This window comes from Colwellia sp. MB3u-55, assembly GCF_014076785.1.
GTDB lineage: Bacteria > Pseudomonadota > Gammaproteobacteria > Enterobacterales > Alteromonadaceae > Colwellia_A.
The window spans coordinates 104,073-119,129 of sequence record NZ_JACGUS010000115.1 but is presented as its reverse complement, the minus strand read 5'-3'; the positions used below and the strand labels follow the sequence as shown (position 1 = coordinate 119,129).

Annotated in this window: 11 protein-coding genes; 1 reads left to right on the top strand and 10 read right to left on the bottom strand. The window is 39.1% G+C overall.

Going from position 1 to position 15,057, the window contains the following annotated elements:
* Positions 1 to 77: 77 nt before the first annotated feature.
* The 8 genes from H4J66_RS11245 to H4J66_RS11210 form a co-directional block, all read right to left on the bottom strand.
* Positions 78 to 998 carry a M14 family metallocarboxypeptidase gene (locus H4J66_RS11245; protein WP_182174508.1) on the bottom strand — a complete coding sequence of 307 codons (921 nt, stop codon included), beginning with the start codon at positions 996 to 998 and terminating at the stop codon, positions 78 to 80.
* Positions 999 to 1,144: 146 nt separating this feature from the next.
* Positions 1,145 to 3,721 carry an exo 1,3/1,4-beta-D-glucan glucohydrolase gene (locus H4J66_RS11240; protein WP_182174505.1) on the bottom strand — a complete coding sequence of 859 codons (2,577 nt, stop codon included), beginning with the start codon at positions 3,719 to 3,721 and terminating at the stop codon, positions 1,145 to 1,147.
* A gap of 14 nt (positions 3,722 to 3,735) precedes the next feature.
* Complete coding sequence (locus H4J66_RS11235) at positions 3,736 to 5,007, bottom strand: sugar MFS transporter (protein WP_182174502.1); 1,272 nt, start codon at positions 5,005 to 5,007, stop codon at positions 3,736 to 3,738.
* A 393-nt stretch (positions 5,008 to 5,400) separates the two neighbouring features.
* Positions 5,401 to 5,913, bottom strand: coding sequence for a tyrosine-protein phosphatase (locus H4J66_RS11230; protein WP_182174499.1), 513 nt, complete (start codon positions 5,911 to 5,913; stop codon positions 5,401 to 5,403).
* Between the two features lie 48 nt (positions 5,914 to 5,961).
* A complete protein-coding gene (locus H4J66_RS11225) occupies positions 5,962 to 7,584 on the bottom strand; it encodes a glycoside hydrolase family 30 beta sandwich domain-containing protein (protein ID WP_259368470.1) in 1,623 nt (540 codons plus the stop codon).
* A gap of 156 nt (positions 7,585 to 7,740) precedes the next feature.
* Complete coding sequence (locus H4J66_RS11220) at positions 7,741 to 8,508, bottom strand: sugar-binding protein (protein WP_182174493.1); 768 nt, start codon at positions 8,506 to 8,508, stop codon at positions 7,741 to 7,743.
* Between the two features lie 200 nt (positions 8,509 to 8,708).
* Complete coding sequence (locus H4J66_RS11215; protein WP_182174490.1) at positions 8,709 to 9,530, bottom strand: LytTR family DNA-binding domain-containing protein; 822 nt, start codon at positions 9,528 to 9,530, stop codon at positions 8,709 to 8,711.
* A 15-nt stretch (positions 9,531 to 9,545) separates the two neighbouring features.
* Complete coding sequence (locus H4J66_RS11210) at positions 9,546 to 10,712, bottom strand: sensor histidine kinase (RefSeq protein WP_182174487.1); 1,167 nt, start codon at positions 10,710 to 10,712, stop codon at positions 9,546 to 9,548.
* Positions 10,713 to 11,111: 399 nt separating this feature from the next.
* Here H4J66_RS11210 and H4J66_RS11205 point away from each other — a divergent pair, with 399 nt between their 5' ends.
* Positions 11,112 to 13,022, top strand: a complete 1,911-nt coding sequence (locus H4J66_RS11205) for a methyl-accepting chemotaxis protein (protein ID WP_182174484.1) — start codon at positions 11,112 to 11,114, stop codon at positions 13,020 to 13,022.
* Positions 13,023 to 13,166: 144 nt separating this feature from the next.
* Here H4J66_RS11205 and H4J66_RS11200 read toward each other — a convergent pair whose 3' ends face one another.
* Together H4J66_RS11200 and H4J66_RS11195 are read right to left on the bottom strand one after the other, a co-directional pair.
* The gene (locus H4J66_RS11200; RefSeq protein ID WP_220463281.1) at positions 13,167 to 14,159 is read right to left on the bottom strand and encodes a glycosyl hydrolase family 17 protein; all 993 of its coding nucleotides are present in this window, start codon (positions 14,157 to 14,159) and stop codon (positions 13,167 to 13,169) included.
* Positions 14,152 to 15,039: a glycosyl hydrolase family 17 protein gene (locus H4J66_RS11195; protein WP_182174481.1), complete on the bottom strand. Its 888-nt coding sequence runs from the start codon at positions 15,037 to 15,039 to the stop codon at positions 14,152 to 14,154. Before H4J66_RS11195 ends, H4J66_RS11200 begins: the two co-directional genes overlap by 8 nt.
* Positions 15,040 to 15,057 lie beyond the last annotated feature (18 nt).

Below are 15,057 nucleotides of genomic sequence, written 5' to 3'. Positions count from 1 at the left end.
TTAAATGTCAGAGAAAAATAGCACGAACTTAACATGATGAAAATGTTTTAGTATGCAAATTTTTCGGTTTTATCAGGTTATTCACTTTTTAAAATATAATCTAAACCGCCCGTTATAGCAGCCACTTGCGCAAGAATGCAATTTTCATCGTCAACTTTTGGGCTATCAGGGTAAACTTCGGTGGTGGTCAAGAATTTAGCATTGGTTAAGCCCATACATAATCCTAGCTCTCGCGCAGCATAATTTATAACGCCAGGCTGTTCAAGGGGTACGCCGATCAATTTACCGCTTTTGTCAGCGGGCGCTATATGGGTAACTTCTTCAACGGCATCAATAATCGCTTTTTGAAAGTCAGCGACTGGCTTTACGCTATCGGCGACTAAATAAAAGCCATCAGGGATTTGCCATTCTTTTTCTTGTATCGCATCTCGAGCACAAAGTGCTGGCCGAAATGTGGAATTATCAGTGTCAGTCGTTTCGTGTAAATCAATATGCACGAAAATATCACGGTTGAGCTCGGCAACATACTTCATTATCGCTGCTGATTCTTGCGCTGGACTGTTTTGATAAAAAGAACGATTAGGGTCTATCGCTTTGCAATTCCAACGGTTAACCGTTTCATAACCCCAAGGGCTGATACAAGGCGCAATGACAATATTAAAGTGTTCCGCATATTTGCCAGCTTGTGTTTGGGCAAAGCGTAATGCACCCTGCACACCGCTGGTTTCATAGCCATGAACACCACCGGTCACTAAAACTGTTTTTTTATTGTCTTGCCAGTTTTTTGTTTTAATCACATACAAAGGATAACGACTTTCATTAAGCGATAATGCGCCATACTGAAGAACATCAAAATCTTCTTTTATTGCGCTTATCTTTTCAACGACTTCATCTTGATATGAACGGGTTACCGTTTGTGCTTTAAACCACTGAACATTTTCTTTTTCAGTCCATTTTTTGCCCGGCGTTCCAATCGGATAGTTTTCTTCTTGATTCATTTGATTTTCTTTTGATATTGTAAATATTATCAGCAAGTTTACACGCACATAGGAACAACCGTAAGGTCATTATCAATAAATACGCTGATTCAACCAGAAAAAAGGATAAAGCTCAACAATCAGCCTTATCCTTTAAGCTAAATAGACTACTGCGGGCAGTTCAATGGTGCGCTATTCGCTTTGCTTGGCACTAATCGAATATGGTTAACAGATAAATTAACCGCGCCCGAGGTACGCAATTCAAAAGGCACAGCAATTTTACTCAGCTGTAGACCTTTCTCAGCAAAGCAATTTAAGCTAATAGCAATATCTTGCCACTCACCTTGCTTAGATGCCGCTAATTGGGCTTGAATATTATAACTTGCCTGACAATTTGCGCTGTCGCCAATCGTTCCACAATTCATGGTGATGTAAACAGGCGTGTTAATATCACTGTCTCTTTTAACTGAAAATGTTAAGGCCGAATTTTTTTCAAGTTCACTAGTAAGATCTTCTCTAAAACCGTTGCTGTTGATAAATTTAACTCCCGCACTCGCTGCGCCAGTGGTCTTGAGTCGAAATGAATCTTCTTGTATCTCTTTATCAACTGTTCGATAAAAAATTCCTTTAAGTGATTCACTACTCGACTCTATTTCAATGCTTTGTTGTTGAGAAAATAATAACATTTTCCACGGCGCTATCGCCTTACCTAGGAAAATATCAGTAATTAAATGCGTATTAAGCGCCACATTAGAATGCTCAGATAAGTCAGCTAATAAAGTGTCATCTTGATAGGTTAAACCATAACCATATGAAAATAATGGTTGGTAGTCTTCGTCAAAACGATTGACAATTTGTGTCGGTAGTTTAGGCCAAGAGAAAGACAATTTACCGGTAAAGTCGTGTTGGATGTTATCAGCTGGGCTTTTCAATAAAACATCTGCGATTGCTTTACCCTCAGAGCCCGGTAGCCATGCAGCGACAAAAGCATTACTAGCATTGAGTTCGGCATTGACCCACATGGGTCGACCACTAATAAAAACAGCAACAACAGGTATTCCCTTTGCTTTAAGTGATGTAAGTAATGCTAAATCTTTTTTATGACCGCGCTGATATTCAAGGTTATCAATATCACCATGCCCTTCGGCATAAGGTTCTTCACCAAAAACGACAATCGCTACATCGGGTTTGTTTGTGTAGCTGCCATCAACACTCAAAGTGACTTGACCACCTGCAGCACTGACTTGTTGTTCAATCCCAGAATAAATAGAAGAGCCACCGATAAAGTCTGAATTTTTATTACCGGTTCCTTGCCAAGTAATACTCCAGCCCCCTGACTGTTTACCGATATTATCAGCGGCATCGCCGGCCACTAAGATGTGCTGCTTAGGTGATAAGGGTAATAGCTGCCCGTTGTTTTTTAACAGCACTAAGGATTCTCGAACGGCCTGACGAGCGACTTCGCGGTGCGACTCACCGCCAATTAAGGCGATGTTCCCTGATAAAACACGCTTGGCAGGACTGGGCTTTTCAAAAAGCCCGGCCCGGACCTTCACCCGTAAAATACGCGTTACGGCATCATCAATACGTGACTGCAGAATATCGCCTTGCTTTACTTGTGCAATTATATTGTCATAGAGTGGTCGCCACGCTTCTGTTGGCACCATAAAAATATCTAAGCCGGCATTAACCGCCTGAGCGCAATTTTCTTTAATACAGCCTTTAACTTGTCCGTGACCATTCCAATCACCGACAACAAAACCGTCAAAACCCATTCTATTTTTCAAGACATCGGTTAGCAGATACTTATGACCATGGACTTTATCTCCATGCCAACTATTAAATGAAGCCATTACCGACTGAGCTCCCGCCGTTAAACCGCCAACATAGCCTTGGGCATGCACGGTAAAGAGCTCTTGCTCGCTCGCTATATTTTCGCCTTGATCATCGCCACCTTGCGTACCGCCATCACCGATAAAATGTTTAATGGTACTGATCACGCGTTTATCACCTAAAAAATCTTTATTCGCATGACCTTGTAAACCTTTAACGACTGACGCTGCGTATAAGCGAACAATCTCGGGATCTTCTGAGTAGCCTTCATAGGTTCTTCCCCAACGATCATCTCTAACCACGGCAACGGTTGGAGCAAACACCCAATCAATACCAGTAACCATGACTTCTGTCGCGGTTATTTCTGCTATTTTCTCAATAAGTGTCGGATTATTTGCTGCGCCCAAGCCAATATTATGAGGAAAAAGTGTCGCTCCGATAACATTATTATGACCGTGCACCGCATCAGTGCCCCACATCGTTGGAATTGTTGAACCATCGAGTGAATCATCAACAGATGCTTGATACATTTTCTCAGCTAATAAAACCCAATCAGCAGGGGTCGAATGCTTATTATTATTGGGGAAACCTCCACCACCATTTAAATAAGAGCCAAAACCATAGGTACGCATATCCTCAAGGGTAATATCACGAATTTCAGGTTGGATCATTTGCGCCACTTTTTGTTGCAAGGTCATCTCAGCCAGAAAGTTAGCCACTCTTTGTTCGACTTGCGTATCTTTTTTAACGTCACTTTCAAGTTGAGGCCAAATTTTATCGGCTTTATTGCTATCAATAGCTTGTGCCTCTGGCACCGTCAACGTCAAATTTTCAGCAGGGCTGCAGCCAAGGATTAATAACGAAAGCGTGATAAGAAACCCATTTTTTTTGTCAAATTTTAAGTATTTCATTGCGTTGATATTCATTATGTTTTTATGACTACCTTGCTACCCTTCAAACCGTAAAAGACGATATAGATGTAACAAAATAAAGGTAAGATAAAAGCAAACTGCACACTGATACTATCCGCTAACAGGCCCTGTAATACGGGGACGATGGCGCCACCAACGATCGCTAAGCAAAGGATACCCGCTCCCTGACTGGTGTGCTTTTTAAGGCCACTTAACGCCAAACTAAAAATCGTTGGAAACATAATAGAGTTAAATAACCCGACTAATAAAATGGCCCACATCGCTATACTGCCAGAGCTTAAAATAGTGATGGCAATTAAAATCACTGAACAAAGCGCATTAAAGGCTAAGGTTTTACCCGCATCAATTTTTTGCATGACTGCAGCGCCAATAAAGCGCCCAACCATAGCTCCGCCCCAATAATAAGTAAGGTACTTTGCCGCTTGAGTTTCTTCTAAACCAGCGATATCAGTTTCACCTAAAAAGCTCACCAAAAAGCTGCCAATTGACACTTCTGCGCCAACATAAACAAAAATACCGATAGCACCTAAAACTAGATGGCGATACTGCCATGCCGACCCTTCAATTTTTTCGCCATCAACGACCTCAGCACTTTCAATATGTGGAAGTTTTAAGAAAGCAAAAATAGCAGCAAGCACTAACAAGGCCGCCATCAGTCCTAAATAAGGCAGTTGTACCGATTCAGCACTGTTTGCTGACATTGAATCAGTCACTTCGTTTAAAATTAATAACGCGCCAAAATAAGGTGCGATAGTTGTGCCTAAAGAATTAAACGCTTGGGTCATGGTTAATCGTGACGAAGCGGTTTCTTTTTTACCCATTAAGGTCACATAAGGATTTGCAGAAACTTGCAAAACGGTAATGCCACTAGCTAAAACGAATAAAGCCGCTAAAAAAACCGGATAACTATGTAAAGAAGCGGCGGGATAAAACATTAAACAACCCAAAGCCGCAATCACTAAACCAACCACAATACCTTTTTGATAGCCCATTTTTTCGACAAACCATCCTGCAGGCAAAGAAACCAAAAAATAAGCGCCAAAAAAGCAAAACTGCACTAGCATGGACTGTGCATAACTTAACGAAAAAATAGCCTTTAAATGGGGGATCAAAATGTCATTTAAGCAGGTAATAAATCCCCACATAAAAAATAATGATGTCAGTGAAATTAACGCAAAGCGAGTAGAGTTATCTCCACCAAATCCATTAGATGAATTCGCTTGTGAGGTTTTGCTTTGATCTAAAGTAAAAGATGTTCCAGCCATGTGGTGAGGTCCTATTGCTTAAAAATAAACACAAAGAATTTAGCTACGTCCGGTAGCAAGTTTATTCTTTATATCGCTTAAAATTGGTGATGTTAATAACAAACCTATATCAGGCTTTATTATTGACTTTTTTTTATTATAATTTGGCAGTAAAACCGCGAGAACACTGCTTACTGTCATTAATTTATCTTGAGTGATACAACAAATAGTTGCAATTTAAATGAGGTGTAGTGGGTAATCAATGCGTTAAAAGCGAATTTAAATAACACCGTAAGATGAATTAACCCAATAGCAGACAAAATTAAATCGCAAAAGGGTTTAATTAATTACCTCTGAGCTAACTTAACATGAAATAAGGGCTCTTATGGCTGCAAAGTGGCTTTATATTGCAGATCAAAACAGTGTCTCGGCTTTTATTAATTGACGATTCAAATAATCTCGTTGTTTTTTAATTTTCAAAGCTTTAGGTTTCACTTTTTGTACTTCTGTAACAATTTTATCGACTGGCCAACCTAGTGCTAATAGTAATAAAGCAATAACAGTTCCCGTTCGACCTGTGCCGCCTTTACAATGAATAGCCACCACACCTTTTTTTTTCAATTCATCGACTATGGTCGGTTTATTTATTGCCCATTGTGTTTCAAAAGCCGTACTCGGCGCTTCATCATCAATAATTGGCAATTGCAGCCAACTAAGCTGATGCTGGCGACAGAGTTCAGGTAAAGAAAGTACCTTGTTACTTGCCATTTCTTCATCAAACATTAAAGTAATCAGCATTGAAACACCCGCTTGCTTCAACTGCTTAAGTGATTGTTCCAGGCTAACTAATTTAGTGCCGGGACAAGGGGTAAATATCAGCTTAGCACCGTTATCCAGCGCTATGACTTCAAAGGGATGTTTATTCACTTAATCTTTACTCTTATTAGTTATATGGCTTGTTAAAACAATTAAAAACTAAAGCTTAACACGCACTGTTTGCAGAGCATTAGCGGCAATAGATACTTGTGCATATTGACTACCAATTTGTAATGAATAGTTTATTGGTGCTTTAGTGGTATTAAGTAATTGTACACTGACCAAACCATTATCATTAATCGCAGCGCTGGCGTGTAAAGCATCTTTGTCTAAGCCATCTAACTGTTGATTAACCTGTAATGCCGTATCACCTGGTCGAATGGTTTTACTAAACTGTGCTAATACATAATAAATCGGGGTGTAATAAACCTCACCTGTCTCAGTATCAATCATGATAGGGGCACCACAAAAGTTACCTACGTGATTAGGGCCACCATGCTTATCGAGTACGATGTTCCAATCTATCCAGCCCTCTAGCCAATGATCTAAACTAACAATAATATTACGTGCATAACGATGAACGGGGGTGTATATCGGATGATCCTCAGGTTTAGGCGCCCAAGTTGCGGTGTACGCCCAGTCGGTCGCATTTTTGTTCCACCAAAAATCATCATTATTGAACCAGTTACTTTCTTTAAAGCGAACAGGATCTAAGATACCTGCTGGTGCATCTTTACCTAAATCATCAATCGTGCCTTCGGTATGTATAATTGAAAATTCTGGAAATTTTTCATGAACCCTATCAAATACATCTTCATTAACTTGATTACTGCTTTCGTACCAATGAACGGCTGTACCATATACATACTCAGACGTTTCTTTGTCCCCGAGTATTTCATCAGTCCAATGCTCCATTTCATCACGATTTTGGTCATAAATAAGTAATTTAACCGCGTTGTGCGCACTCGCTTTTAATTTTGGACCTAAATGGTCCTTAATAAAAGTATTTTGGGTCTTAGGTGTAAAATGCATACTTTCCCATTGACCACTGTTGCCATGCGGTTCATTTACTGGCGTTAGTGCCCAGAGTTCAATACCCTCTTGCTGATATGCATCGAGGTACTTAATAAGGTAGTCTGCATAAGTAGCGACGTACTGTGGTTTTAATTCGCCGCCCGTGCCTTGGTGATTATTTTCAGGTGTTGGCTTAACATAATAGTCTTCAATCGTTTTCATCCAAGGTGGCGCAGTCCATGCGGAAGCGACTATCTTTAAATCTTTGTCAACTTGCTGATTTTTTATCGCGTAAGCTTCTTTTATCATTGGCAACAAATCAAATTGCTCATCTTTAATACCAGGGTAATGTTGAGCGCTAAAACCATCACTGTCTACCGCGATACTGAATGAGGTTAAGTTAGCGTCATCTTTACGTTCTGCATATGAATAGCGACCGTCCACGGCAAAGTCTGTTGCACCAATGTGCGTGCGTGCTATTGAAAAATTAGCGCCCTTTTCGCCGTAAATATTTTCCATCACCTCTGCTCGCTTATCTTTAGTTAAGTGTGCAAGCACAAAAGCGGAAGATTCAGTGAACGATGTACCAATACCAATAATTTTTTGTTTTTTAATATCTGGCCTTACCACAATAACCTTGCCCGTAGCTGTACCTTGTTGAAAGATTAAATTCTGCTGTGGCGCTATTTTATCACCGGCTTCACTAGTCAGTAATATTTCTTGGGTCATTGAAAGCTGGTAATTAATATCGGTGGTATTATTATTCATTTGAGTTGCCTGATTTACTGGTGCACAACTCATTATGGTGAGAGAAGTGATTGTTATAATAAATAACTTATGAATGAATTTTTTTTCAATATTATTCATTTTATGATGCTCATGTCTGTGAGAAGAAAAAGAAAAACTTAATGCTTATCTAAGCGGTTATTTAGCCAAGATAAGCTTACCGAACATACCCGCATCTATCCAACCACGATCAGCCGCTCCACCTTCTGCAGATTCTGAGCCAATAAAGTTTTCACGTAGTTCACTGCCGTCGTTATCACAATAAGCCACCATGAGTCCCATCACTTTGCCAGCAAACAAAGCGACTGGTTTGTTAATATGGCTTGAGTCTGTTGTGGTGTCTTGATATTCATCGTTATAAATATCGATGCTTAGTTCCCAAATAACCGTGTTGCCTTGTTGTTTCCAGTTACTTTGAACATGATGTGAATAGTTCTGCGGTTTTTTGTTGGTACCTATATCTATGGCTTGGTTATCAAGAGACATGTGGTAGGCAAATGCATTATGGTTATATTGGTGATCACCGCCAGAGAAATCTTCATCAATAAAAATCTCTAAGCAATCGTCATCCCAATATTGGCTCAAGGGGTCACGATGAGTATCGATGAGAATGTCATCAATAATTTCAGCTATAATATATAATTTAGCTTGCGTCCAAACCACCTTGTATCGGCCTTGAAAGTCTTCTTTTGAAAATTCTGGACCTAACCAACGTTGATCTAAATTTTGCCACTGTGCTAATTGCCAAACACTTTCATTGGCAATACCATCAACATTTGGCGCTTTTTCAGCATGGGGTGCATAATAATTAAGTCGATTAGCCGCGTGACTATCGGCTGCATAGCAAGGCACAATTGATGCCATAGAAAAAATGGACGCAATAATTATCTGTTTAATACTTAACATTTAATATCCCTTAATTGACAATGACTGTTTACCCAAGTGAGTAACATCTACAGTTATATCAATCATCTAATGAGCGGCTATTTTTAACAACCGTATTACGATAAAGGGGATTTTAGAAGCGGTAGGCTGGTCAATATAAGGCAATAACAAGATCACCTGAATAAAAAATGCCATATTGACCACAAGTTGTCGTCAATATACTACATGTCAGTTAAAAAACTCTTGATCACTTCTCGATAATTACGGCTCACTTTAACTTGGTCATATTCACCTAGTTTAAGAAAAAACTCACCTTTAGTATGAGGGATCACTTTTTGGATATAATTAAGATTAACAATCGTTGAACGGTGCACACGTTTAAACATTTCAGAGTCTAAATCTTCCAGCAAATTTTTCAAGGTGCAGCGTTTAATATGGGTAACTCCTTGCGCATGAACACAAACATAATCTCCTGCTGCGTCAACCCATTCAATATCGGTTTGTTTTAACAGGGTTATATCGTCTCGGTCTTTAATAACGATTTTACGCTCAACTTTGTCGGTATTAAGCTTAGGAAGGCTAATACTCTGCGGAGAAACGCTATCAGGGTTTTCCATTTCATTGATTGAGTCTATCGCACTAATAATGCGAGATTTGTTTAAAGTGTCTTCATCACTTTCACAGCGGACCAACGCACGCTGAATGGCACGCTGAATTCGTTCGTCATCAATAGGTTTAAGAATATAGTCAACGGCATGCACATCAAACGCATCTAAAGCATATTGCTCAAATGCGGTCGTGAAAACCACCATAGGAACAATATCAGATTGTAATTTTTTAATAACGCCAAAACCATCGACACCTGGCATCTGTATATCTAAAAAGAGTAAATCAGGTGCTAAGGCCATCGTCGCTTCAATCGCTTCACGACCATTTTTACATTCGGCAACAATGTCTATTTCAGGAATTTTATTTAACTTTGCACGCAAGAGATTAAGCGCTAAAGGCTCATCATCAACAATAATTGTTCTTAACTTATTCATAAATTTAACTCACCGTCATTGAGTTTGGTACTGGCTAGCAGGTGTTATTTCATCAAGCGTTTCAAAAGGCAGCTTAATGATAGTTTTTAAACCACCTGATGGGATAATATTAAGGTTAAATACGTAGTCATCTGCATATAACACTTTAAGTCTTTCATCTATATTACGCAAGCCAACACCTCGACTCCTTTTTCCTTTCATTTTACTACCGTCAACCGCGGCTCCAGAACCAGTATCGCTTAATTCTAACACCAACATTTTATCAACAACGTCAGCCCATAGACTAATAGTGCCACCGTCTTCATTTTGCGCGATAACATGTTTCATTGAGTTTTCAATAATAGGTTGTATTAATAAACTCGGTATTAAAGCTAACTTTGCATTATCAGAAATTTTAAAATCTAATTTAAGTCGCTCGCCAAAACGGGTTTTCTCTATTTCTAAATATAAGTTAAGGGCGATAATTTCAAATTCTAACGCAATTTTAGTATCAGGGTTATTGTCCAATGAATAACGTAAAAACTTACTTAATTGTACGGTCATGCGCTGAGCTTTCTCTGGAGCTTCGCATTCAATCAGAGAATTAATGGCATTGAGTGTGTTACAAAGAAAATGAGGGTTGAGTTGGTAACGTAACATTTTTATTTTTGCATCTCGGGCTACCGATTGCGCGCTCACTCTTTTTAATTGCTCTTCTTTAGCTTCTGCTGCTTTTGAAAGCAACATTTTATGTTCAAATTGCAACAATTGATAATAGCGAATACCATGAAAAAAACCAGCCCAACAAAAGAAAATAAAGATACTACTAAAATACCAGCCACCAAACTCGTCCCAATTACCAGCAGAGCTGGTCAGCTCTATATAAAGTTTGACTCGAATAAGTGTCCAAATAAAGGAAATACAGATCACTGAAACAAAGGTTATCAGTACGCGGGTAAAAATAGATGATTGCCAACACCTCATGAAAATCCAATAGAGTGGCAATGAGCAAAATATGCCGACAACAGACTGCCAAAAAGTATGATTAAGGTGCTCGACATCGATTTGGACATACCAAAGTGTCAGTGATATCAGGCTAATTAATGAAACAAAAGACCAAAAGCAAATTTGTAAAGCCCAAAATAGATACTCTGGCTTTTTTGAAATAAATTTATTCAAACGTAATAGTGGGTTGTCAGACATATTTGCTCCGAAATCATCTGATATTATACTACCCCTTCCGCCACTGCTGGTCGAATAAAAATTTCCTTACTATCGTTGCTAAAGACCGTTTCACCTCATTAAGGTAGAAATAGCTTAACTTAACTTACTGAGTAAGTCAGTAAGTTAATCGATAGTTCATTGTCATCAAAAGTATTCTTGCTATTTAAGTCAGGTGATTTTATATTTAATCAGCTGAAATTATTAGCTATCTTGAAAGAAAATTAAATTGTTGTTGTTTTAAATGGTGAGACTACATGGATATGGTAAACTCAAATAAATTGATAGCGAATCTATTTTAAAACCTTTATAAGAAGGATTTTATGGACAAATCGCCGTAACAGCAAAGTTTGTAGAAAACTTGCAAATAGGATCTATTTAATGAGATTTTTAACCACCCTTTCTATCCGGTCTAAGTTAGTCATTGCCATGTTAATGGCCGTTATCATATCGACCAGTATTGTTGGCTTTGTCGGCCACTCAAAAGCCAAAGAACTGCTTATATCCAGACTACAACAATCAGATTTACCTAATCTACTGCTACGCGTTCGTAATGCAGTCGATGGCGAAATTTCTGAAATGAAAGTGTTAACAAAATCAATAGCCACTAACCCTTTTCTACTCGATTGGATAGGTTCTGGTGCCAGCAAAGACAATGAAGCTAACGTTATTAGTATGCTGAGTAACATCGCTAAAGATAACAATTTGAGTAATGCCTCCTTCGCCGATCGAAAAACAGCTAAATATTGGAACCAAGATGGCTTTCTTCGTGTTCTCAAAGATGACAGTCTTGATGGTTGGTTTTTTGCATTCACCAATAGTAATAAAGAAGAGTCGGCAAGTACCTACGCTTATCCAAATGGTAATGTAGATGTTTTTATCAACTATCAACAACTTAATGGACGAGGTGTTTCTGGATTATCTAAATCATTTAATGACATGGTTAATTACCTAAACAGCTTTAAAATTGAAGAGTCAGGATTAGTGTATCTTGTTGATCACTCGGGGTTGGTAAAAATTCATCAAGATAAAGCAAAAAGTGAAAAGGCGAACTTGACTGATCTATATAAAGATATAAATTTTCAAACGCTGTTATCAAAACAACCATTTTCTTTTCAAGAAACAGAAAGTTTAATCGTAGCGACAAGCTATATCTCAAGTTTGGGTTGGTATGTTGTTGCAGAAGTGCCAAAGGCTGAATTGTACTTAGCGTTGAATGAGTCGCGAAATTATATGCTAATTTGGTTTGTCATTATTGTTGTGGTGTTTATTTTTATCAGTATCATTTTTGCAAAAAGTTTAACGCAACCTATCAATGATCTCGCTGGATTATTTAAAGCCTTGGGTGATGGTGAAGGCGACCTTAGTTACCGACTAAGTGAAAGCGGCAGTGAAGAAGTCTCACGTCTGGCCCATGGTTTTAATACTTTTATCAGTAAAATACACTCGGTAGTTAATGATGTTGCTAAAACATCAAAAGATGTCCGCCACGCATCGTTAGAGGTTTCCCAAGATGCAGAGCAGTCAAAAATCGATGCTGAAGGTCAGCGTGATATTGCCACACAAGTTGCAACGGCTATTAGCGAAATGGGTTCAACCATTACAGAAATTGCAGCAAACGCCGCACATGCCGCTGACTCGACGAGCGAAGCGATAACCCAAGCTAAAAATGCACAAGTTGTTGTTAAAGAATCAACGGAGAATATATACCAGATGGCACAAAAGATGGATTCTGTCTCTGTTACCATTGAATCTTTAGCGAATAAAAGTAACGCTATTAGTAGTGTCCTTGATGTCATACGAGGAATTTCAGAGCAAACAAATTTATTGGCATTAAATGCCGCGATTGAGGCTGCTCGTGCAGGTGAACAAGGTCGTGGTTTTGCGGTGGTCGCTGATGAAGTTCGTAACTTAGCGAAGCGCACCAGTGAGTCCACTGATGAAATTAATAAAATGATCAACCTTTTGCAATCAGAGTCTCAGCGAGCTGTTGATAGCGTAAGGGAAAGTAAAGTGACCGCCGAAATTGGCGCAAAGGATGCTCAACAGACAACAGAGGCACTTGAGGAGATTGTTGCTAATATTCAGCTAATTTCAGATCTAAACACTCAGGTGGCTACAGCAACAGAAGAGCAAGCAGCCGTTGTCGGTGAAATTAATATTCACGTTCATACGATAAGCGATAGCACAGAAAACAGTGCGCAAATATCAACCCGTATAGCCTGTTCAAGTGAATCACTCACGGCAATGGCAATGAACCTTGATAGCTTGGTCAAACGCTTTAAAATATAAGGAAAGGTTAATGGCTTGTGTAAATAAGGGGTTTTTAATCATTTAATTAGGCCAATAAAAAAACCCAACGACTTTGACCGAGCAATATTTGCTGACAAAATTCTTGGGTTATTACTTTTATCGACGGTTAAGCTTTAACGAAAACTAAGCAACAGCATTGTTTTTGTTAATGTTTATAACCTTGTTTGGATAAATGTTTTTCATCACTAACTTAGGCGTTCTGTCGACTTTAAAGAGTCCCCAATGTTTTTCAGGTTCTAATTTATCAGGAGATCCTTTCCATGGTTCATCAAAAGCTTCAAAGACGAAGGTCAGAATTTTTTCTTCTGTCGTCCAAGCAAGTAGTTGCTGATAATATTCTGCCTGTAGTACTTCGTTAGCATTCCAAGGCTCTATGCCACGTCCATTTGATGCCGTTGTCCAACCCGCTTCGGTAATTATCACCGGTTTGTCAGGGTAATGATGGGCAACACTGTAATAATTTTGTTTGGTATATTCGAGTGCATCTTCCATCGTTCTGTATTCCCAGGCAGGGTAAGTATGAATGGAAATAAAATCTAGTTCAGCAACCAAGGGCTCAAGTTTGTATGTCCAAGGGACATAGTTTTCACAAAATGTTACCGGTTGATGAATTTCTTTTTTAATTTGTTTTACATAGTTTACTAAACTATCGACAGGTACCATATGGTCTGTCCATTCGACACTTGCTTCATTGCCGACAGAAACTGAAAATACAATGTCATCATACTTTTTGGTAAGTGCGATCATACTATGAATTTCATCACAATTTTTCTGACGATTAGCATTAATAACTTCTTGGCTAAAATCAGCCCCCCAAGGACAGTTAGGGTTACTCATTTCGGCTGCCATATCTACGCCTAGCATGACTTTGAAATGCATTTTTTCAGTTTTAATAACATCAAGAACAAGTTCGGCGTGTGGCCCACAATCGTAAAGTCGAAGGTAGCTCCAGTTTTTCTTTAAAATGAGTAAGTCTTCTTTAACTTCATCATAACTTGGGTAAAGACCTTCTCTTGGATTTTGCCCGTCACGATAGCCAGAATAACAAATAGCATTTTCATGCAGCAACTTCATCGAACTGATTGTTGCTACTTTATCACTGTGTTTTTTAAACATACTTTAATTTCCCGTTTTTATCCCAAAGGCCCCAATGCGCGCCAACTCCGCCTTCATCTTTAACTTTCCAAACCTCATCAAATGATGAAAAATAGAAGACCGCTATATTTTCTTCTTCTGCCCACTGATAAGTACCTAAAAAGTACTTAATGGCGTTTTCATAAGATGGCACAGCACCCCACTCTGCTGGGCCTTCGTTTGGCCAGCCAGTTTCAGTGATAATAACTTTTTTACCCTTACCAGCTTTAATTGCACGGCGGTACATGTCTTTCATGTAAAGGATGGAGTACTCAAGGGCACAACCTTCCCAAAAAGGATAACAATTCGCTAAGATCAAGTCGCAGGCGTCGGTAACCTTGGGATGTTCTTCAAATTCATAGTAAGCGTCAACATAGCCTACTTCGATACCTGGTAATGCTGCTTTTACACGATTAATGTAAGCGATCAATTGTCCTTCACTCAAGTCTTCACGCAGTAAGACTTCATTGCCAACAGCGACAATATCGGCGTAACCTTGCTGTGCAACAGCTATCAGGTTGTTGATTTCTTTCTCATTATTTTCTAAATCATCATCTAGCCACGCACCGACTAAGGTTTTTAAACCTCGCTGCTTGGCTATCTTGGGGATATTTTCATTACCGTCAGTACAAGAAAAAGAACGGATCCAGTTAATACTTGGAGAAATAATAGCCAAACGTGCCGATATCTGTGCCTCGCTTATCTTAGTGCCAGGCCCTTGCCCTTCGGTATAAGGGCTAAAGGAAATACCATGAATTTTATTTTCTAGTACCCCAGTAACAGCACTTTGTAAGTCTTCTCTAGAAGAATGACCAAGATTCATTCCAGCCAATGACATATGCTTATTGTATTTACTCGACATGCTCGTCTCCGATAACCA

What these genes read in the sequence shown, in the direction of transcription:
- H4J66_RS11195 (WP_182174481.1), bottom strand. Translation starts at nt 15,039, where the DNA reads ATGTCGAGTAAATACAATAAGCATATGTCATTGGCTGGAATGAATCTT.
- H4J66_RS11245 (WP_182174508.1), bottom strand. Translation starts at nt 998, where the DNA reads ATGAATCAAGAAGAAAACTATCCGATTGGAACGCCGGGCAAAAAATGG.
- H4J66_RS11200 (WP_220463281.1), bottom strand. Translation starts at nt 14,159, where the DNA reads ATGTTTAAAAAACACAGTGATAAAGTAGCAACAATCAGTTCGATGAAG.
- H4J66_RS11205 (WP_182174484.1), top strand. Translation starts at nt 11,112, where the DNA reads ATGAGATTTTTAACCACCCTTTCTATCCGGTCTAAGTTAGTCATTGCC.
- H4J66_RS11240 (WP_182174505.1), bottom strand. Translation starts at nt 3,721, where the DNA reads ATGAAATACTTAAAATTTGACAAAAAAAATGGGTTTCTTATCACGCTT.
- H4J66_RS11225 (WP_259368470.1), bottom strand. Translation starts at nt 7,584, where the DNA reads ATGAATAATAATACCACCGATATTAATTACCAGCTTTCAATGACCCAA.
- H4J66_RS11215 (WP_182174490.1), bottom strand. Translation starts at nt 9,530, where the DNA reads ATGAATAAGTTAAGAACAATTATTGTTGATGATGAGCCTTTAGCGCTT.
- H4J66_RS11235 (WP_182174502.1), bottom strand. Translation starts at nt 5,007, where the DNA reads ATGGCTGGAACATCTTTTACTTTAGATCAAAGCAAAACCTCACAAGCG.
- H4J66_RS11210 (WP_182174487.1), bottom strand. Translation starts at nt 10,712, where the DNA reads ATGTCTGACAACCCACTATTACGTTTGAATAAATTTATTTCAAAAAAG.
- H4J66_RS11220 (WP_182174493.1), bottom strand. Translation starts at nt 8,508, where the DNA reads ATGTTAAGTATTAAACAGATAATTATTGCGTCCATTTTTTCTATGGCA.